The organism is Hathewaya proteolytica DSM 3090 (genome assembly GCF_900142225.1).
GTDB lineage: Bacteria > Bacillota > Clostridia > Clostridiales > Clostridiaceae > Hathewaya > Hathewaya proteolytica.
Map to the genome: position 1 here is coordinate 109,790 of NZ_FRAD01000009.1, position 19,376 is coordinate 129,165.

The 19,376-nt window shown below is 33.5% G+C and carries 20 protein-coding genes and 1 other annotated feature; of the genes, 9 read left to right on the plus strand and 11 right to left on the minus strand.

Features of this window, described 5'->3' with window-relative positions:
- Window positions 1-102: 102 nt before the first annotated feature.
- A complete protein-coding gene (yjbM, locus tag BUA73_RS06470) occupies window positions 103-897 on the plus strand; it encodes a GTP diphosphokinase (RefSeq protein ID WP_072903333.1) in 795 nt (264 codons plus the stop codon).
- A gap of 81 nt (window positions 898-978) precedes the next feature.
- Here the strand turns inward: yjbM and leuS are convergent, their stop codons facing one another.
- Complete coding sequence (gene leuS, locus BUA73_RS06475; protein ID WP_072903334.1) at window positions 979-3,417, minus strand: leucine--tRNA ligase; 2,439 nt, start codon at window positions 3,415-3,417, stop codon at window positions 979-981.
- A gap of 119 nt (window positions 3,418-3,536) precedes the next feature.
- Window positions 3,537-3,735 (minus strand) — a binding site (T-box leader).
- A gap of 394 nt (window positions 3,736-4,129) precedes the next feature.
- Between leuS and gltS the strand changes: the two genes are divergently transcribed.
- Window positions 4,130-5,326, plus strand: coding sequence for a sodium/glutamate symporter (gene gltS / locus BUA73_RS06480; protein ID WP_072903335.1), 1,197 nt, complete (start codon window positions 4,130-4,132; stop codon window positions 5,324-5,326).
- A gap of 73 nt (window positions 5,327-5,399) precedes the next feature.
- Here the strand turns inward: gltS and BUA73_RS06485 are convergent, their stop codons facing one another.
- The 4 genes from BUA73_RS06485 to BUA73_RS06500 are packed head-to-tail and all read right to left on the minus strand — an operon-like array spanning window position 5,400 to window position 8,027.
- A complete protein-coding gene (locus BUA73_RS06485) occupies window positions 5,400-5,915 on the minus strand; it encodes a hypothetical protein (RefSeq protein ID WP_072903336.1) in 516 nt (171 codons plus the stop codon).
- A 29-nt stretch (window positions 5,916-5,944) separates the two neighbouring features.
- Entirely contained in the window at window positions 5,945-6,598 is a 654-nt protein-coding gene (locus tag BUA73_RS06490) for a J domain-containing protein (RefSeq protein WP_072903337.1), read from the minus strand.
- Entirely contained in the window at window positions 6,582-7,457 is an 876-nt protein-coding gene (locus tag BUA73_RS06495) for a DUF5685 family protein (RefSeq protein WP_072903338.1), read from the minus strand. The genes BUA73_RS06490 and BUA73_RS06495 overlap by 17 nt, the downstream gene beginning before the upstream one ends.
- 3 nt (window positions 7,458-7,460) lie before the next feature.
- Window positions 7,461-8,027 carry a class IV adenylate cyclase gene (locus BUA73_RS06500; protein WP_072903339.1) on the minus strand — a complete coding sequence of 189 codons (567 nt, stop codon included), beginning with the start codon at window positions 8,025-8,027 and terminating at the stop codon, window positions 7,461-7,463.
- A 169-nt stretch (window positions 8,028-8,196) separates the two neighbouring features.
- Between BUA73_RS06500 and BUA73_RS06505 the strand changes: the two genes are divergently transcribed.
- Window positions 8,197-9,231, plus strand: coding sequence for a nucleoid-associated protein (locus BUA73_RS06505; protein ID WP_072903340.1), 1,035 nt, complete (start codon window positions 8,197-8,199; stop codon window positions 9,229-9,231).
- A 75-nt stretch (window positions 9,232-9,306) separates the two neighbouring features.
- On the opposite strand, the gene fba is transcribed toward BUA73_RS06505, so the two are convergent.
- The 3 genes from fba to BUA73_RS06520 all read right to left on the minus strand — a co-directional run bounded on the left by fba (window position 9,307) and on the right by BUA73_RS06520 (window position 11,410).
- Window positions 9,307-10,242, minus strand: a complete 936-nt coding sequence (gene fba, locus BUA73_RS06510; protein ID WP_072903341.1) for a class II fructose-1,6-bisphosphate aldolase — start codon at window positions 10,240-10,242, stop codon at window positions 9,307-9,309.
- 86 nt (window positions 10,243-10,328) lie between these two features.
- On the minus strand, window positions 10,329-10,709 hold the full coding sequence (locus tag BUA73_RS06515; RefSeq protein WP_072903342.1) for a DUF4363 family protein: 381 nt from the start codon (window positions 10,707-10,709) through the stop codon (window positions 10,329-10,331).
- On the minus strand, window positions 10,706-11,410 hold the full coding sequence (locus tag BUA73_RS06520; protein ID WP_072903343.1) for a DUF421 domain-containing protein: 705 nt from the start codon (window positions 11,408-11,410) through the stop codon (window positions 10,706-10,708). Before BUA73_RS06520 ends, BUA73_RS06515 begins: the two co-directional genes overlap by 4 nt.
- An 84-nt stretch (window positions 11,411-11,494) precedes the next feature.
- Here BUA73_RS06520 and BUA73_RS06525 point away from each other — a divergent pair, with 84 nt between their 5' ends.
- From BUA73_RS06525 to BUA73_RS06545, 5 genes are all read left to right on the plus strand, one after another.
- The gene (locus BUA73_RS06525) at window positions 11,495-13,159 is read left to right on the plus strand and encodes a nucleoside kinase (RefSeq protein ID WP_072903344.1); all 1,665 of its coding nucleotides are present in this window, start codon (window positions 11,495-11,497) and stop codon (window positions 13,157-13,159) included.
- 82 nt (window positions 13,160-13,241) lie between these two features.
- On the plus strand, window positions 13,242-14,117 hold the full coding sequence (gene sdaAA / locus BUA73_RS06530) for an L-serine ammonia-lyase, iron-sulfur-dependent, subunit alpha (protein WP_072903345.1): 876 nt from the start codon (window positions 13,242-13,244) through the stop codon (window positions 14,115-14,117).
- A gap of 137 nt (window positions 14,118-14,254) precedes the next feature.
- On the plus strand, window positions 14,255-14,797 hold the full coding sequence (locus BUA73_RS06535) for a rubrerythrin family protein (protein WP_072903346.1): 543 nt from the start codon (window positions 14,255-14,257) through the stop codon (window positions 14,795-14,797).
- An 11-nt stretch (window positions 14,798-14,808) separates the two neighbouring features.
- Window positions 14,809-15,009 carry a hypothetical protein gene (locus tag BUA73_RS06540; RefSeq protein ID WP_072903347.1) on the plus strand — a complete coding sequence of 67 codons (201 nt, stop codon included), beginning with the start codon at window positions 14,809-14,811 and terminating at the stop codon, window positions 15,007-15,009.
- 25 nt (window positions 15,010-15,034) lie between these two features.
- Window positions 15,035-15,358: a hypothetical protein gene (locus BUA73_RS06545; protein ID WP_072903348.1), complete on the plus strand. Its 324-nt coding sequence runs from the start codon at window positions 15,035-15,037 to the stop codon at window positions 15,356-15,358.
- A gap of 48 nt (window positions 15,359-15,406) precedes the next feature.
- On the opposite strand, the gene pssA is transcribed toward BUA73_RS06545, so the two are convergent.
- A complete protein-coding gene (gene pssA / locus BUA73_RS06550; RefSeq protein ID WP_072903349.1) occupies window positions 15,407-15,919 on the minus strand; it encodes a CDP-diacylglycerol--serine O-phosphatidyltransferase in 513 nt (170 codons plus the stop codon).
- A gap of 262 nt (window positions 15,920-16,181) precedes the next feature.
- On the opposite strand from pssA, the gene BUA73_RS06555 reads away from it, so the two are divergent.
- Complete coding sequence (locus BUA73_RS06555; protein ID WP_072903350.1) at window positions 16,182-17,093, plus strand: YegS/Rv2252/BmrU family lipid kinase; 912 nt, start codon at window positions 16,182-16,184, stop codon at window positions 17,091-17,093.
- A gap of 12 nt (window positions 17,094-17,105) precedes the next feature.
- Here the strand turns inward: BUA73_RS06555 and BUA73_RS06560 are convergent, their stop codons facing one another.
- Together BUA73_RS06560 and BUA73_RS06565 are read right to left on the minus strand one after the other, a co-directional pair.
- Window positions 17,106-18,974: a YgiQ family radical SAM protein gene (locus tag BUA73_RS06560; protein ID WP_072903351.1), complete on the minus strand. Its 1,869-nt coding sequence runs from the start codon at window positions 18,972-18,974 to the stop codon at window positions 17,106-17,108.
- 161 nt (window positions 18,975-19,135) lie between these two features.
- Window positions 19,136-19,376, minus strand: a 241-nt coding sequence (locus BUA73_RS06565) for a zinc ribbon domain-containing protein (protein ID WP_143146982.1), incomplete at its 5' end; no start/stop codon positions are given.

Below are 19,376 nucleotides of genomic sequence, written 5' to 3' on the forward strand. Positions count from 1 at the left end.
GGAAATTAATTCTTAAAAAACTCAGGGTATATATAATTGTATTATCGTCATTATAAAGAGATACTTTATATATAGCGGAAAATTCCCAGAGGAGGTTGTGCAATGGCTAGTAAAGATTGGAAAAGCATACTGATGCCCTACGAGCAAGCAGTAGATGAACTTAAAATAAAGTTTAAGAGTATTAGAAAAGAATTTCAAAAATCTAATCAGTATTCACCTATAGAATTTGTTACTGGTAGAGTAAAAGATATATCAAGTATTTTGGAAAAGGCCAATAATTTTGAAATGCCCATAGATAGAATTACCTACGAAATGGAGGATATAGCAGGCATAAGAGTTATGTGCCAATTTGTAGATGATATAGAGAGAGTTGTGGATATTATCCGTGAAAGAAAGGATATGCAGATAATATACGAAAAAGATTACATAAAGAATGTGAAAAATAGTGGATATAGGAGTTATCATATAATTATAAAATACCCCATATACATGGCTGAGGGGAAAAAGGAAATTCTAGCGGAGATTCAAATTAGGACTCTTGCCATGAATTTCTGGGCTACTGTAGAGCATTCCTTAAATTATAAATACAAGCACGCAATTCCTGAAGGCGTGAAGGAAAAACTTAAAGCAGCAGCAGATGCGGCTTTTAAGCTAGACACTGAGATGATGGAGATAAAAGAAGAGATAAAGGACGCACAGAGACTTTTTGAAGTTAAATCCGATTTAATTTCTGACATCATGGACAACATTAGTGAACTAGGATACTTGGGGAAGCATACTGAGGTTCTGAGGTACCGAGAACAACTGAGCACACTGTTAAATGAAGGCGATATTTTTCAGCTCACAGAACTACTTAACACTACGAAAAAATTAATTCAAATTTATAAGCTACAATAAACAGTAATTTTAAGCCGTACATACCTAAAAGATTTAAACTAAAGGTATATACGGCCTTTTTTCATGACGTTAAATTGTGACTTAGTTTGCCACTATGTTTACCAAACGTCCTTTAATTACAATAACCTTTCGAACTGTTTTGCCCTCTAATGCCTCAGCTATAGCTGGTGTAGCCAGACAAGCTGCCTTTATGCTTTCTTCATCAGAGTCAGAAGCAACATTTATTCTTGCCTTTATTTTGCCGTTAATTTGGATTGCTATTTCTATTTCATCCTTTACAAGGGCCTTAGGATCAAATTCAGGCCATTTTTCATTAAAAACAGAATAGTCCATTCCAAGAATCTCCCAGCGTTCTTCTGAAAAATGTGGCGCAAATGGAGCTAGGAGTCTTATGTAATCGGCTAACACTTCTTTTAGGAAGGTAAAGTTTTTAGTGCTTTCTTTTGCGTACTTGGAAAGAGCGTTCATAAATTCCATAAGTCTAGCTATGGAGGTGTTGAACTGGAATATTTCTGTATCATCAGTTATAGACTTTATGGAATTATGTCTCCAGAAATTAAGTTCTTTTTCAGCATCGTCCATGGTATCTTTATTATTTTTATGCTCTTTTATTTCTTCAGCAAGTGAATCAAGGGTTCTTTCTACTCTATCTATGAATTTTCCCATAGATTTTATGCCATCGTCGCTCCAAGCTCCACCTTCTGTATAACCAAAACCAAACATAAGGTACATTCTAAATACATCAGCACCGTACTCTTTAATGTAATCATCTGGTGAAATGGTATTTCCCTTTGATTTGCTCATTTTTAGTCCGTCTGGTCCAAGAATAAGCCCTTGGTGTGTAAGTGAAATAAACGGTTCATCAAATTTAAGATAACCCATGTCTCTAAGAGCTTTTGTGATGAATCTTGCATATAGAAGATGCATACATGCATGTTCTGGTCCACCAACATATTTATCTACAGGTAGAAGTTCATTTATGATTTCAGGGTCAAAGGCCTTTTCACTGTTTTTGTTGTCAGCATATCTAAGATAATACCATGAGGAACAGACAAAAGTATCGAGAGTATCCACGTCTCTCAAAGCATCAGCACCACAACATGGACAAGTAGTATGAATAAATTCGTCACATTTTGCAAGAGGTGATTTTCCATCAGGTGTAAATTCCACGTTGTAAGGAAGTTTTACAGGAAGTTGATCCTCTGGTACAGGTACTATGCCACATTTATCGCAGTAGACAACGGGTATTGGAGCACCCCAATATCTTTGTCTTGAAACAAGCCAATCTCTCAATCTATAATTAACTTTTCTATTACCAGCTTTAAGCTCTATAAGTTTATCTGTAATGGATGACTTTGCTTTTTCCGACTCCATACCATCAAATTCACCACTGTTTACAAGAGTTCCACTTTCAGTGTAAGGTAGAGCTTCTCCACCTTCTACAACTCTGTTAATTGGAAGGTTGTATTTTGTAGCAAAGGCAAAATCTCTTTCATCATGGGCAGGAACAGCCATAACTGCACCAGTTCCATAAGTGTTTAGTACATAATCACCAACCCATACAGGTACTTTTTTATTGTTTATAGGATTTATAGCATAAGAACCTGTAAATATGCCTGTCTTTTCCCTTGTAATAGATTGTCTTTCTATTTCAGATTGTTTTTTAGCTGATTCTCTATATTCTTCTACAGCCGATTTATTTTCAGCAACAGTTATTTTATCTACTAGTTCGTTTTCAGGAGCAAGTACTACATAAGAAACACCGAACAGAGTGTCTGGCCTTGTTGTAAATACATTGAATTTGATGTCAGAATTATCTATGCTAAATGTAACTTCAGTGCCTGTAGATTTTCCAATCCAATGTTTTTGCATAGCTTTTGTCTTTTCAGGCCAGTCAAGGTCATCAAGCTTTTCAAGTAATTCATCAGCATAGTCTGTTATTTTCAAGAACCATTGAGTAAGATTTTTCTTTGTAACTGCAGTAGAACATCTTTCGCATATTCCATCTATAACTTGTTCGTTGGCAAGGACTGTATTACATGATGGACACCAGTTGACAGGTGCATTTTTTCTATAGGCAAGCCCTTTTTTGTATAGTTCAAGGAACAGCCATTGTGTCCATTTATAATAATCTTCATTGCAAGTTACAACTTCGTTTTCCCAATTAAACATAGCACCTATGGATTTAAGTTGTTCCTCCATTTTTGCGATGTTTTTGAATGTAGAATCTTTTGGATGAATACCTGTTTTTATAGCATAGTTTTCAGCAGGAAGTCCAAAAGCATCAAATCCCATAGGCTGAAATACATTATAACCCCTCATTTTTTTAAATCTTGCCCAAGAATCTACGGGTCCATAGTTAAACCAGTGTCCAGCATGTAGCTGGCTACCAGATGGGTAAGAGAACATCTCTAAAGTGTAAAGTTTTTTGCCAGGCTTTGAAGAATCAAATTTGTAAAGCTGAGTTTCTTCCCATTTTTTCTGCCATTTTGCATCAATTTTTGTACTATAATTACTCATGTTTTTTACCTCCGTGTATATTTTTCAGCGAAATCATAAACAAAAATCTAATCTTTAGGTGGAGTTTTAAATACATTAAATCAAGTTTTGAATAAAAAAATAAAACCTCCATCTCAAAAAAAAGAGACGAAGGTTATGTTTCGCGGTACCACTCTAATTGGATATAAATATCCCACTTAATTCTTTAACGGTGAAAACCGTATCTATTTTTGCATAGATAAGCTCCCAGGCAAGTTCGTATATTACTGTACTGTTTTACACCATACAACAGCTCTCTTAAACATTTACTATACTACTACTCCTGTTCATAACATTTTTATATTCGTTTTATTAATTCGCTATAATATCATATTATAGTTTAAACAAAAATCACTGTCAATACATTCTGTGAAGTTTGAATGAAGATAAGTAAATATGTATGGATTATTAACATATAACTGTGAAAAAAGAAGATATAGATTATAGTCTAGTGTTTCACAAATAACACGAATTAAATTATGATTTTTGTAATAATTATTCGTAAAAAAGAACATAAAGGTAAATATGAACAATTTTTTAATATTCTTTTCGTAAGTTTTTAAATTCAATTGATTTATGTTAAAAAATTTGGTACAATATAAATTGGGTGAGTTAATATTTGTAAAATAATATCGTGATTAACGAGATTATTTTAAGTAGTATAATAATTTAAAATTTAGAATGGAGGATTTTTATGGATATCAAATTATCTATGATTCAAACACTAGCATTGGCAATTGTATGTTACTATTTAGGTCTCTTCACAAAGAGAAAAATCTCAATACTAGATAAGTTCTGCATACCTTCACCTGTAATTGGAGGGCTTATCTTTGCTATAATCAATTTCGCACTTAGACAGTTTAACATCGTTATCATTAGTCTAGATGTAACATTACAAGATCCATTTATGCTTGTGTTCTTTACTACCATTGGACTTGGCGCTAGTTTAAGTATTCTTAAAAAAGGTGGGAAAGCAGTTTTACTCTTTTCTTTATGTGCTGTTGGCCTAGTTGTTTTACAAGATATAGTAGGAATTTCATTGGCAAAATTAATCGGAGCAAATCCTTTAATGGGATTAATAGCAGGGTCTGTAACAATGACTGGTGGACACGCAACCGGAGCTACTTGGGGTAAATTGTTTGAAGCAAATTACGGCTTTGTAGGTGCTTCTGCCACAGCAGTAGCTGCAGCTACCTTTGGATTAATTGGTGGAAGTATTATTGGAGGGCCTATTGCTAGAAAACTTATACAAAAAAATAATTTAAAGACCAACTCAGAAGAGTTTAAAGAAGTAGATGTAAATGAGGGTCACCATAGAGATAAAATAAACTATAAGTCTATATTTGATACTATGAGTGTTATATTTATATGTATGGGACTTGGTTCTGTTCTTCAAATAGTAGTATCTAAATTAGGCATTGTTCTTCCATCATATATCTATCCTATGCTTGTTGCCAGTGTAGTAGTAAATATAGGAGAGGGAACAAAGAAGTATAAGATAAATGAAAAGTGCGTTGATTTGCTTGGCAACATAGGATTGAATGTATTCTTATCCATGGCCCTTATGAATTTAAAGCTATGGGAATTGAAGGATACAGCAGGACCACTTATGATAATATTGATAGGACAGACTTTACTTATGGCTATGTTTAGTTACTTTGTCACATTTAGAGTTATGGGAAAAGACTATGATGCAGCAGTTATATCAGCAGGACACTGTGGATTTGGTATGGGAGCTACACCAAATGGCATGGCAAACATGGATGCCATAACTACTAAATATGGACCGTCTCCTAAAGCCTTTTTCGTACTGCCTGTTGTAGGTGCTTTCCTGGTGGATTTCCTTAATTCAACCATAATAGGTGTCTTAGCAAATATACTTACAAAATAAGTTTTTAGTTACATATGAATTAAAAAAAGAAGTGTTTTCACCAGAAAAATGGTGTAGCACTTCTTTTTGCTATTTACTTTATGTGTTTTAGAATGTGTTTATTACTATAATTTACAAACTGTGTTAGCAAGTAATCAAGAACAAAACACGCCACATCAAATACTAGAACAAAATAGTATATTGGTATGGTTGTAATATTTTTTACAAGTAAAGTTTGAACTAGATAAAAAATAAGTAAGCAGGTTGATGAAAAATATAGCAGTTTTAATATTACTTCAACCACAACAGAGGCCAACTTTTCGATAAAATACTTTATTATACCATAGATTCCAAATAGACATATATAGTATACTACAACCTGTTTATCTGGCACAAATAAAGCTCCAATTAGAGAGGTGCTAAAATATACTAGTATAGCTGTATACAAACCTGATGCTGTTAAGGCAAGTGGTATTATGGCAGCGGAGGCTAGGAGAAAAAACATGGTATTTATAGGTATTACACTGCTGAGATAAAGTATGATGACACTCAAGGCCGCAAATATAGCTCCTCGCGCTATATTGTTGGAAAGCAACTTTGATTTATTCATTTATATCACCTCTTTTAAATGATACTAAATTAACAACAGGAAATTAAATCTCCTCCTGCACACTCACAAATAGTGTCAAGACACCATAGTTTCGTACATAAATCACACATATCGTCGCTGTTATTTCGTGTGTGTCCGTAGTAATTTTGTCTGTATGTTTTGTTCTGTGTAGCTAGCTTATTGTAAGTGTTTTTGTATTCAACATTGGATGGATTCATATTGTAGGCTGTGGTTATATAAGAATTTGCGCTGTCGTACCATCCTTTTTTTAAGTACAAAAGCCCCATAAGGTAATTCCATTCAGCATCTTTGAAGGGAAGAGAATTTAACTTCCTTTCAGCTGATGATAGGTTTCCGGAATTTATATCATTTCTAATAGATTGGTATGACGTATCATTGCTATTAGTTTTATAATTATAATTTGATCTGGAACTGGCATCACTGTTTTCAGTATAACTATAGCTGCTTCCACCAGTAGAATAACTAGGACCAGAGTCTGCGTTTTTCATTAGATTTTGGTAAGCCTCATTTATTTCAGCCATTTTTTCTTCAGCCAAGTCTTTAAGGGGATTATCTCCATACTGATCTGGATGGTATTGTTTTGCTAATTTTTTATAAGCTGATTTTATTTCATCTTTGGATGCTCCTCTTTTAATCTCAAGAACTTCATAGGGATCTCTCATTGCTTTCACTCCTTTTAAAGATATTATCCATTTTTTCCATTAAGCCCAGTTCTATTATATTATATAATAGATCCTGATTTTTTTTAATAGGTAGTTTCTTAAAACTGTTTAAGGAATTTACTGCACAACTACTAAGGGAAAAATCTATTCTTCCTTCTATGTCATGGACAAAATCCTCGTATTTACTATTATGTTTATTGAATATGACGTTGATGGCATTGAATTTGTTCTTTTCCATATCTGCTTTTAAATCATCATATGCATCTATGATATATATCCATTTCCCTATATTATAACCTAGAAAGTTTAAATTTGCTTGAATTTCTTTGCCAATATTGTAACAGCCCATAAGGTTTCCTGTAAGCATTGCAAAAGGTTCCGCTATAACATCTAGATTTAGATTATCATAGGGTGGGTTTTCCATCTTATTTAATTCCGTGAGTTTTTCACTTGTATATTGCTCTATAGAGTAGTCACTGTACTTTTTAAGATATGGTCGTAAGGATTTTGACAGTATAGTCTTAAAAATATTTTTGTCGTCCTTTCCATCGTCCAATAGTTTATAATATGTAAGCATTACGTTACAATATGCCGCATAATCAATGGCAGAATTGCTTTCCACTATTATTTTTTTCTTTGATGGGTGGGCAGCACAACGTATGACTTTGTAGTTGGTCTTTTCCTCTGAAAGACTGTCTAAAAGCACAGCAAGGAAGGTCATATCGTAGTTCAATGTGAATCTTGGCAGATTGCCAAACTGCCTTTTTATGCTATGACAAAGTCCACAGTAATATGCTTTAAATTTTTCATAATCTTTAACTTTAAGCTCCATTTTGCATGGCATCACGTATCCAAACATATATTAAAGCCCCTTTAAACCTGTATTTAACTTTATATTCTTTTCTTCTTCAAGAATGTCATATATGTTTTTTGAAGTTGTATCTTTCATAGTATATCCTAGAAGCTTAACAACTTCTTCAATTTCCCTTTCATACTCAGATTCAATTTCTATATAGGGAAAAGGGCAGAAAGATTTATCATTTATATCAATCTCAATAAGGGTGTTTTTATATTTATAGCTCTCTCTATATTTTTTTATGGAAGCACACAATTTAAGTCCTAAAGATTCAAAAATAGCTCTCCCCATGTCTGCATCTTGAATTATTGTTTCTTTTTCATCCATTATTTTATATTTTTCGCTGTTTAAAAGTTTTTTCACTGTCATATAAACTTTTTTTTCTTCCTTAATTAAATCCTCTACCACTCTGATTCTAGAATATCCCTTCTTAGCTAGTAGCCTTCTATCTTCAAAGTCGTATATATTATTGATTTGATTTTCCATTTTTACTTTTTTAGCACCAATTTTTTGTGCTATACTTCGTATGTTTTCCACATCGATTTTTATAATTCTTGTCTCCATTTCTTTCAATGTATATCACTCACTTTACATTATGTTTTGAAATCATTTTTAGAATCCAATATGGAGATTATACCATATATTAAATGACTATATCATTAAAATTGCATTAAAAAACCACAGCAGTTATGATATAATAAAGGAAAAGTTAGTAGATGTTTGAAGAAAGGAACAGTGTTAGATGGAATATATAAAGGAAATAAATATACATGAAGCAGTTATTCACATATTGGACCAAAATTCTGATAATCCCATATTAAACGAATTTGCTTTGGATTTAACAGAGGAGACTTACGGTTTTTTGTATAAGCACATCCAAAGGCTTTTAAAGGATGAGGAACTTAAATATGCTAGATTTAAAGAGGGCAGGAACATTGTAAAGGAAACAAGTAGGGAATACTTGTCTGGCCACAACAATATTCTCGATGTATCCAAGGAATTAGCTAGGCAGATGTTTACTCTTATGAAATCTAAGGGTAATGTTCCTTCTTGTGATCTTATAATTGCGTCTATTTCTACAGAATTTGGACCTATGCTTGGTATCATGAAAATGGATTATGTAAAGAATTATATGCATACTGTGGAGTTTGTGGAGGATAAAGTGGGCATAGATATAATACCCCAAGTTACGGGACTTCCAGCTAGTTCTCAGAAAATACAAAAGTGTGCCTTCATAAAGCCAGTGCCAAACGAAAACGGTGTGGAACTCATGGTTTTAGATAAACAGAAAAATTCCAAGGACAGCGATGATTATGGAACAAATTATTTTATGGACAATTATCTTGGTTGCGAAATCTTGGTGAACGAAAGAGATACCACAAAGGGATTTTTAGAAGCAGCGGAGCAATGGACAAGAGTAAATCTTTGCGATAATGCAGACAAAGCTGAAAATGTAAGGAGAAAGGTAAAAGAAAAGCTAAGAGAAGAAGACAGTATAGATGTTCACGAGCTTTCAAAAGAAGTCTTTGAAAATGAGGATGCGGGAACTAGTTTTGTTAGCTATATAAAAGATTCTGGTGTCAGCGAGAAAATCGATGTGGACAAGGAATGGGTGGACAAGAAGTTAAAAAGAGTACGACTAAAGGTAGATGGGGACATAGATCTATATATAAAAGAAGAAGCATATAAGGATAGCAATAGATTTATCATAAAAAGAAATGGTGATGGAAGTATAGATATGATCATAAGACATGTGACAAACTATATTGAAAAGTAGGGGAAACATTTAGTGTTAAAAGGCACAGAATTTGCATTCATAGCAGATTCTGTGCCTTTAAGTTATTCATAGTGATTACTTTGAACCTAAAATATTTTCAATTTTATTTATCACTAAATCTTTTATGTTGTCTCTTCCTACTCCAAGATATTTTCTAGGATCGATTTCTGATGGTTTTTCGCTTAAAACTTTTCTTACAGAACCAGTCATAGCAAGTCTTAAATCTGTATCCATGTTGATTTTGCATACTGACATAGAAGAAGCTTTTCTAAGCATTTCAGCAGGTACTCCCTTAGCTCCACCAAGCTCTCCGCCGTATGTGTTGCACATTTCAACGTATTTTGGATCTACAGCAGAAGCTCCATGAAGAACGATAGGGAAGTTGTGGAAACCATTTTCCTCTAATTTCTTAGTTATAGTTTCAAGTCTATCAAAGTCAAGCTTAGCTTCGCCTTTAAATTTGTATGCACCATGGCTTGTTCCAATAGCGATGGCTAAAGAATCTACACCTGTTGCTTTAACAAATTCTATAGCTTCATCTGGATCAGTGTAAGTAGCATCCTTTGAGTTAACCTTTACGGCATCTTCAATACCAGCTAATTTTCCAAGTTCAGCTTCAACAACAACGCCTCTTGCGTGAGCGTATTCAACAACTTGCTTTGTAACTTCTATATTTTTCTCTAATTCAAAATGGGAACCATCTATCATAACAGAAGTGAATCCCATATCTACAGCAGCTTTGCAAGCTTCAAAGTCAGCACCGTGGTCTAAGTGAAGTGCTATATCAAGGCCTGATTCTTCAGCAGCAGCTTTTACCATGGCCATCAAATAAGCTGGTCTCATGTATTTTACAGCGGAAGATGAAACCTGAAGAATAACTGGTGAGTTCTTTTCCTTTGCGCCGTCCACAACTGCCTGGATTATTTCCATATTATTGATATTGAACGCTCCTATGGCATAACCACCCTTAAAAGCATCTTCAAACATTTTTTTCGTAGTAACTAATGGCATAATCAAATTCATCCTTTCACATTATATATTAAATTAAGTCTTATACTTATATTATAATGTATAATGGTAAATTAACAAAGGCATAATTAGAAAATATTTTCGATGTTTAATTCCTGCATTTTTTTTATGTGGTTTAAAAAGAAACTTATTTGGTTGCTATATACCCTAGCTTCTTCTTTATTTTGTAAATCTATATAGGATTGCAGAGAAATAAGTCTATCATTTATGGTGTGCAACTCCTCTTCACTGCTGAAGGAGGAAAGAAATTTACCTTGGGAACTCCACACTTTTATAAGGGAGTCACATTTTGAAGAGGCTTTTTCCCAATTGCCATTATCTATATCATGTTGAATACTAACACAAATATTAGATAAATCATTATAAACAACATCTAGGTGATTAAGGGAAAAAATAATACAGACAATAGTTAGTATAAAAATAATAAACGATATTATTGAGTTCTTCATATCTTTTTCTTAGTTCCACCTTTCTTGTTTTTATTTATAAGTTGGCAACAAAATTCACCTTGAGAATTTAAGTAAGCGTGAAATACGCATTTTGATGAATTTATGTGCATTTTTTTTAATTGCTTATCTAACCAAGGCAAATTTTTACCATTTAGTTTTAAATTTTCATAGTTGATTTTGCCATCCATTATAAAAGAAATAGGTATTTCATCCTGTTTTACTTTTATTTTGAGGTCTTTTTTTGTAACCACGTCTGCATGACTTTTTGGTATAATGGAAAGCTGACCACTAGTTTCTAAAATTGCATAATGAACATCTTCTACGTTGTAGATATCTTTCAATCTTAATTCTTCTAATAAATCATTTAAATTTATACGTTGTTTTTTTAGTTCTTCTCTTACTACTTTGCCATCCACTATTAGTATACTTGGTCTTCCAGAGAAAACAGTTCTAGCTATTTCGCTTTTCAGTTGAAGTATAGATGTACTTACTTGAAGTATTAGCAAAGTTATCATAGGTATGATAGAATGTATTAATGGGAGTCTATTATCTTGCATAGCCATACTGGCAAGATCTGAGATCATTACAGTAAGGACTATTTCAAAAGGTTGGAGCTCACCAATCTGACGTTTTCCCATTAAGCGCATAATAATTAGAGCTACAAAATACAGTATAATTGTACGAATTATAAGTATATACAAATAAAACACCACACTTTAAAAATAATATTTGTATTTATTGTTGCCAAATCACGATTTTTTTATGTAATGGAGGAGTTGAATTAAATGGGAGATATTAAAATTACTTTAAAGGATGTAGGAAAAAATATTGTAGTAGATGATTCTATAAGCTTTTACGAAATTATGAGGAAGTATGAGATTGAAAAGGAAAATCCCATAATACTATGCAAATACAATGAGGAATACTATGAGTTGAGCCAGTGTCCAGAATGTCATGGGGTTCTTGAATACATAACCAATAGTAATGATTTGGCGAGAAGAGCCTATGTTAGAACTTTGCAGTTTGTTTTGGTAAAGGCTGTGAAAAATTTATACAAAAGCAGTCAGCTTGATATAGAACATTCCCTAAGTAAGGGGCTTTACTGTGAAATCCATGGCATTGAGGGAGAACTTAGCAAAGAAGACATTGAGCGTATAGAAAAACACATGGAATATATTATACAAAAAGATATTAAAATAGAAAAATTAAAGGTAACAAGGGAAGAAGCCATTGATATTTTTACAAAACAGAATATGATGGATAAAGTTATGCTATTAGAATCCATATCAAAAGAAATAGTTACATTATATAAATTAGAGGGGCTCTATGACTATTTTTACGGCCATATGGCGTATTCTACAGGGGATGTTAGTTTATTTGAAATAAGAAAATATAGTCAAGGTTTTATTTTGAGATTCCCCACTGTGGATGAGCCTTATAAGGTACCAGAGTTTGTAGAGCATAGAAAATTGGCAAAAATATTTCGTGAAAGTGAGGCATGGGCTGACATACTTGGGATACCTCATGTAGGGGCTTTGAACAAAATAATTGATGACAATGAGATGAAAAGACTTATTCTTATAAGCGAGGCTTTCCACGAAAAAAAACTTGCACACATTGCAGATATGATTCACGAAAAGGATAGTGTAAAATTAGTTCTTATAGCTGGACCATCTTCTTCAGGGAAAACTACATTCACTAAAAGATTGGGAATACAGCTTCAAGTAAATGGATTAAAACCTGTACAAATCTCCATGGATGATTTCTTTGTGGACAGAGAATTTACTCCAAAAGATGATAATGGTAATTATGATTTTGAATCCATTGATGCCTTAGATATTGATTTATTTAATAGGAGCATAAAATCAATCCTTGATGGAATAGAAACTGAAATACCTACCTTTAATTTTAAAACTGGAAAAAAAGAATGGCTTGGACATAAAATAAAACTTCCTAAGAATGGCATACTAATGATCGAAGGAATACATGGTTTAAATGAAAGGATGACATCTACTATTCCAAGGGATCAAAAATTTAAAATATACATTAGTTGTCTTACACATTTAAATATAGACAATCACAATAGAATACACACTACTGATGTAAGAATGATGAGGAGAATGGTAAGAGACAGCTTATCTAGAGGGTATTCAGCAGAAGATACCATGGCAATGTGGCCGTCAGTAAGGCGTGGAGAGAAGAAAAATATTTATGTTTTTGAGGATGAGTCTGATGTTATGTTTAATTCAACTCTTGTATATGAACTTTGTGTTTTAAAAAAATATGCTTTAGAGGAGCTTAAAAAAGTAAATAAGGATTCTGAGTACTATAATGATGCCAAGAGGCTCATCAGCTTTTTAAATTTCTTTAGGGAAATAGATAGGGAGTTGGTCCCTGATAATTCTATATTGAAAGAATTTATAGGTGGAAGTTGTTTTTATAATTATTAACATGGTTGTTTAAATTTCAAGCTACCATATGGTATACTTGTTTATGTAAAATATAATATTGCTTAATTTAAAGGAGAAAATCATGTTTGTAAGTACTGGCAAAGATTTAATTGATGAATGTGAAAAGAAGAAGATTCCTATATGGCAGTATGCCATTGAGCAAGAAATGGAATATGAAGAGTGTGACCTAGATACTGTGTGGGATAAAATGAAAAAAAACCTAGAGGTTATGAAGGAGTCAGCTTCCTATGGACTTACTAATGGGTTAAAATCAATCGGTGGACTTATTGGTGGCGACGCCCTAAAGCTTAATGAATACAATAAAAAGAAAATCAGCCTTACTGGGGATGTAATTATAATGGCTATGGCTAGGGCTGTATCCTGTTCGGAAGTAAATGCTACTATGGGTAAAGTTGTGGCAGCTCCCACGGCTGGGTCTTGCGGCATACTTCCAGGTTCTATTATAACTGCAGCAGAAAAGCTTCAAAAGGGTGATGATGATATGATCAAGGCCCTATTTACAGCATCTGCTATTGGAAACATTATAGCTCAGAATGCTAGTCTTGCAGGGGCAGAAGCGGGATGTCAAGCAGAATGTGGCTCTGCAGCGGCAATGGCTTCTGGTGCCATTGTGGAAATGATGGGCGGAACTCCAAGAATGGCTTTAGATGCAGGTTCAATTGTAATAAAAAATATACTTGGCCTTGTGTGTGACCCTATAGCTGGTCTTGTGGAGGAACCATGCGCAAAGAGAAATATGGCTGGAGCTGTAAATGCCCTTACAACTGCGGATATGGTAATGAGCGGAATAAGAAGTATAATACCTTTTGATGAAGTGGTGAAATCCATGTATAAAGTGGGAAAGGCACTACCATCAGAGTTTAGAGAAACAGCACTTGGTGGAATAGCTATTACAGAAACTGCCTTAAAGTTGCAAAAGGATATTTTAGGAAGATAACATAGTAATGATATTAAAACTGCCTTTGGAATGAATAGTTTCAAAGGCAGTTTTTTTATTTCAAATAACAAAGAAAATGGAACCTAAGCGGCTAGATAAGAATAACATATTATAAAATCAATATTTTAGGAGTAATTATGGAGAATTTAAAGGGAACTGAGACAGAAAAAAATTTATATAGAACTTTTAGTGGAGAATCTAGAGCTAGGAATAAGTACACTTTTTACGCCGAAAAAGCAGAAAGGGAAGGAAATCATTGGATTGCTGAAGTTTTTAGGAGAACAGCAGATGATGAGAAGGCTCATGCAAGGCGTGTTTTTAACGATTTTTTGAAATTAAATACTGATTTAAAGTTGGACTTAATGGATGCTATTGGCGGCGAAGTGGATGAAGACAATAACGTGTATAAGAAGTTTCAAGAGCAAGCTGAGCAAGAAGGGTTCTCATGCATTGCCAATTTTTTTCGTGAGCTTAGAGACATAGAAGAGTACCACGCTAAGTGTTTCAAAAGTTTACTAGATAGGTTGGAGAAGGGTATGTATATAGATAGCCAAGTACAGAGATGGCAGTGTATCAACTGTGGATATATTCATGAGGGTATATCTGCACCTGAAAAGTGTCCTGCTTGTGGGTATCCACAGGGATATTATAAGATGATGAATTATAAGTGTGAAGAGTAGGGGTGAGGGAAATGGATATTATATATCCTGAAAGAATGCAACTTTTTATGCAAAGTGAAGATGGTGAAGAGGTAATTGGCTATGCTCAGAGATACATGGATGTGCAGGATGAACAATATAGATGCTGTAATAATGTGGAAAGAGACTATATAGATTCATTACTTAAAAAGATAGATAATGATTATGTGGATATGGTTCTAAAAAAGCAGTAGATTAATTGGAAAAAGGAGTATTTTAATGACATATAGGAGAGTCATCGAAAATTACTACTCAGATGTAAATAATCTGTTGGATGCCCTGGGTAAGTTGACATTAAATTATAGAACTCTCATTGGAGGGGCAGATGAGTTGTCCAAAAGTGTTATAGCATCAAAAAGCGACGTAAAAAAAGCTCTTGATAGGGCTGATAATATAGGAGATATAATAGATATTGTTATAGACGATTTGGATAAATATATGGCATATTATTTAAAGTATTGCAAATCAAAAATGGAAGTTATAAAGAACTACAATAGAGAAGATTATATTGTTCGCGAAATAGATGAAGAGCTGAAAATATAAAGTGAAATAAGGGTTGTAATGCAAAAAATGCAATACAACCCTTAAGTTTTATATTTTTTTAAACTTGACTTTGCTTACCATTAAATATGCTAATAATAAAAATACTGTTATTGATATGCAGATGTGCAGTGGGGTGTTGTATGTTAGCAGGCAATACAGTGCAAGAGCGGCTCCAGCTACTGTAATGGGAATACCTGTGTATACATTATCGAATGTTGAAATGTTGAACTTTGCAAGTCTATAAGCACCGCATATAGGGAATACTATTATAAGTGCATAACTTATAATTCCTAGATTCTCAAAATTATATATAAAGTACAACAATATGCTTGGGGCTACTCCAAAAGAAACAAGGTCAGCTAAGGAATCTAGTTCTTTTCCTATTTCACTGGAGGCATCGAAAAAACGTGCAATTTTACCGTCATATCTATCTATTAGGGCAGCGGACAAAACGGCTATGGAACTTATAAAATAATTTTCTTTAATTGTCATCAATATAGAGATTATTCCCAGGGTGAGATTGCTAAAAGTAAGCGCATTTGGTATAAAGCTTTTTGACATAGTATCACTCCTATAAAATATTTGTATTTAATTCATCAAGCTGTCACATAAGGATATTTTCTGTTCGTATTATATACAAATCCTATGAAATTAATTATAACAATTTAATTATAACATTTTTTTGTGAAAAGGTGAACGAATAAAAGGTAATTTATAAAATATATATTTGCAGATTAATGTGATATAATAATATGAGATAAAATTGTGTTAAATTTGAATAATAAATAATAAATACAGAGAGATAAATATCAGGGGGTTACTTATGAATAAGGTAAAACTTATATACAATCCATATGCAGGTGAAAACCAGATACTTAGCAAGCTAGACACTGTCATAAAGGTGCATCAAGAAAATGGGTACAGTATTATTCCTTATAGGATAACAAGGGAAAGTTCCATGGAGGAAGCTTTTCAAGATTTAGACGAAGATTATAGCTATATTCTTGTTGCTGGTGGAGATGGAACTGTGGATTGTGCCGTAAATATCATGAAAAATAAAAACATTGATAAACCTATGGGAATTCTTCCAGTTGGCACAGCCAATGATTTTGCCAGATTTATAGGAATGACTGGTGATGTACTTAAAGATTGTGAAAAAATAATTCACAGTAAACCCAAGGCTGTAGATTTAGGTAAAATGAATGAAAAGTATTTTATAAACGTGGGTAGCACGGGATTATTCACAGATATATCGCAAAAAACAGATGTTAACTTAAAAAATACCATAGGAAAATTAGCATATTATATAAAGGGTGTGGAACAAATTCATACTCTTAGAAGGTTAAAGGCAAAGATCACAAGTGAAGAGTATAATTTTCATGGAGATATGTACTTGGTTCTAGTTTTTAATGGAAGAACTGCAGGTGGATTTAACTTAGCTTACAATTCAGTGGAGGATGATGGTTTATTAGACGTTATTATTATTGAAGGTGTAAAAATTCACAACATAATAAATATATTTATTAAGATTTTAAAAGGTGAGTATTTGGAGGGCACTCCAGGAGTTATATATTTTAAGACTAAGGAACTTGTAATAGATACAGAGGAAGATATCGTCACAGATATTGATGGTGAAAGAGGTCCTAATTTTCCAGTAAGAATTTCTTGCGTAAAGGGCGGCATTAATATTTTAGGTTGTGACAATAATAGTGATGGAGAAAAAGCGTTGGAGTAATCCAGCGCCTTTTTATTTTTTTCTTTTTTTAGAAACGTTGTTTATATTTTTTTTGCTGTTTTTATTATAATTATTATGAGGTTTATTTAGGGGTATAAGGCAGTTGTGTCCATTTCCTATTAAATCCTCTCTATGTGCCAAGATGAGAGCTTCTTTTACAAGGTCGTAGTTCTTGGGATTTCTAAACTGCAAAAGGGCTCTTTGCATATTTTTTTCTTTTTGCGTTTTTGGCGTGTAGATTTGTTCTCCCGTAAAGGGGTTAAATCCGGTGTAGTAAATTGTAGTTGATAGACTTCCCGGTGTTGGGTAAAAATCTTGAACCTGCTCTGGATCGTAGCCCATATCTCTTATGTATAGAGCTAATTTTATAGCTTCTTTTAGTGTACTTCCGGGATGGCTTGACATAAGATATGGAACCAGGTACTGTTTTAAATTTAGTTTATTGTTCATTTCACTGTAGCTTTTACAAAAACTTTCATATAGATCTCTTCCAGGCTTTCCCATTTGATTCAGCACTACATCGCTGACATGCTCAGGTGCCACTTTCAACTGACCGCTAATGTGGTATTTGCACAGTTCTTCAAGGAATACTTTGTTTTTATCGTACATTAGATAGTCGTACCTAATGCCAGAGCGAACAAATACTTTTTTTATTTTTGGTAGTTTTCTTACTGTCCTAAGTATATCTAGATATTCTGAATGGTCAATTATAATATTTTTACATGGCTTTGGATACATGCAGTTTCTATGCTTGCACACGCCAGCTTTTAGTTGAATTTTGCAAGCTCTGTTTCTAAAGTTGGCAGTGGGACCACCAATGTCGTGTATGTAGCCTTTAAAGTCAGGCATGTTTGTTAGAAGTTTTGCTTCTTCTACTATAGAAGTTTTGCTTCTTTTTTGTATAACTCGACCTTGATGGAAGGTTAGGGCGCAGAAAGAGCAGGAACCAAAGCATCCTCTATGGCTTGTTATAGAAAAACTTACTTCTTTTATAGCTGGTATACCACCTTTTTTTTCGTAACATGGATGGTATGTTCTTGTGTAAGGTAAGTTGTATATTTCATCCATTTCCATGGGATTTAAAGGCTGGGAAGGTGGGTTTTGTATTATAAATGTCTTTTCGTGTTTTTGTACTAAAGTTTTTCCTCTTATATCATCCTGTTCTTCTGATTCAATTTTAAAAGCTTCACCATATTTTTTCTTACTCTCACAAACTTCCTCAAAAGAAGGCAATTCAATATAATCTTGTATAGATGACAAGGTGGAATTTTTGTATACAGTGCCCCTAACAGAAGTTATATCTTTGATATCCATACCATATCGGATTAAATCACATATTTCTTTGTATGGTTTCTCGCCCATGCCATATATAAGTAGGTCGGCCTTAGAATCTAAAAGTATGCTTCTTTTAACTCTGTCACTCCAATAATCATAATGCGCAAATCTTCTAAGGCTTGCCTCTATACCTCCTATGATTACAGGTACATCCTTGTAAGCTTCTTTTACTTTATTTGAATAAACGATTACAGCTCTATCGGGTCTATAACCAGCTTCTCCCCCAGGGGAGTAAAGATCATTATGTCTTTTTTTCTTTGATGCAGTATAGTGGTTTACCATGGAGTCAATATTGCCTGAGTTAATGAGAAATGCTTGTTTAGGTTTCCCTAATTTTTTAAAGTCATCCACGGTTTTGTAATTGGGCTGTGCTATTATACCCACTGTAAATCCTAGACTTTCAATGAGCCTACTGATAATGGCAGTACCAAAGGAAGGGTGATCTATATATGCATCTCCAGTTACTACAATAAAATCTAGCTGTTTTATATTGTTTTTTGTCATGTCTTCTTTGCATATAGGTAAAAATTTTTTATTTATGTACATAGTATTCCCCTTAATTTTGATTTTACATGCTTATACTAAAATCTGTTGCAATGTGAACTTACCCCACCCACAAGGGGATGGGGCTTCCTGCTTCTTCGACCTCGCAATCTACTATCTCCACAGGCTTGATTCCGATAGTTCCTACCGTATTTATTACAGGATTACGCCACCTCTATTTTTAGTTCTTTTAATCCTTGCTTTAGAATATTCTTACTTGCATTAGCATCTCTATCGTGTATGCTATGGCATTTAGGACATACCCATTCCCGTATATTTAAGTCCTTAACTTCTACATTTTGATAGCCACATACTGAACATAATTGGCTTGAAGGGTAGAAGGTATCTATTTTGTGTACAGTTCTACCATACCATTCAGCCTTGTATTCCAGTAGTCTTGTGAAC

Excerpts from the sequence above, each read along its gene's own strand:
- BUA73_RS06505 (WP_072903340.1), top strand. The coding sequence starts at position 8,197 with ATGGAATATATAAAGGAAATAAATATACATGAAGCAGTTATTCACATA.
- BUA73_RS06495 (WP_072903338.1), bottom strand. The coding sequence starts at position 7,457 with ATGTTTGGATACGTGATGCCATGCAAAATGGAGCTTAAAGTTAAAGAT.
- BUA73_RS06525 (WP_072903344.1), top strand. The coding sequence starts at position 11,495 with ATGGGAGATATTAAAATTACTTTAAAGGATGTAGGAAAAAATATTGTA.
- fba (WP_072903341.1), bottom strand. The coding sequence starts at position 10,242 with ATGCCATTAGTTACTACGAAAAAAATGTTTGAAGATGCTTTTAAGGGT.
- BUA73_RS06560 (WP_072903351.1), bottom strand. The coding sequence starts at position 18,974 with ATGTACATAAATAAAAAATTTTTACCTATATGCAAAGAAGACATGACA.
- BUA73_RS06545 (WP_072903348.1), top strand. The coding sequence starts at position 15,035 with ATGACATATAGGAGAGTCATCGAAAATTACTACTCAGATGTAAATAAT.
- gltS (WP_072903335.1), top strand. The coding sequence starts at position 4,130 with ATGGATATCAAATTATCTATGATTCAAACACTAGCATTGGCAATTGTA.
- BUA73_RS06485 (WP_072903336.1), bottom strand. The coding sequence starts at position 5,915 with ATGAATAAATCAAAGTTGCTTTCCAACAATATAGCGCGAGGAGCTATA.
- leuS (WP_072903334.1), bottom strand. The coding sequence starts at position 3,417 with ATGAGTAATTATAGTACAAAAATTGATGCAAAATGGCAGAAAAAATGG.
- pssA (WP_072903349.1), bottom strand. The coding sequence starts at position 15,919 with ATGTCAAAAAGCTTTATACCAAATGCGCTTACTTTTAGCAATCTCACC.
- BUA73_RS06540 (WP_072903347.1), top strand. The coding sequence starts at position 14,809 with ATGGATATTATATATCCTGAAAGAATGCAACTTTTTATGCAAAGTGAA.
- sdaAA (WP_072903345.1), top strand. The coding sequence starts at position 13,242 with ATGTTTGTAAGTACTGGCAAAGATTTAATTGATGAATGTGAAAAGAAG.
- BUA73_RS06555 (WP_072903350.1), top strand. The coding sequence starts at position 16,182 with ATGAATAAGGTAAAACTTATATACAATCCATATGCAGGTGAAAACCAG.
- BUA73_RS06515 (WP_072903342.1), bottom strand. The coding sequence starts at position 10,709 with ATGAAGAACTCAATAATATCGTTTATTATTTTTATACTAACTATTGTC.
- yjbM (WP_072903333.1), top strand. The coding sequence starts at position 103 with ATGGCTAGTAAAGATTGGAAAAGCATACTGATGCCCTACGAGCAAGCA.
- BUA73_RS06490 (WP_072903337.1), bottom strand. The coding sequence starts at position 6,598 with ATGAGAGATCCCTATGAAGTTCTTGAGATTAAAAGAGGAGCATCCAAA.
- BUA73_RS06535 (WP_072903346.1), top strand. The coding sequence starts at position 14,255 with ATGGAGAATTTAAAGGGAACTGAGACAGAAAAAAATTTATATAGAACT.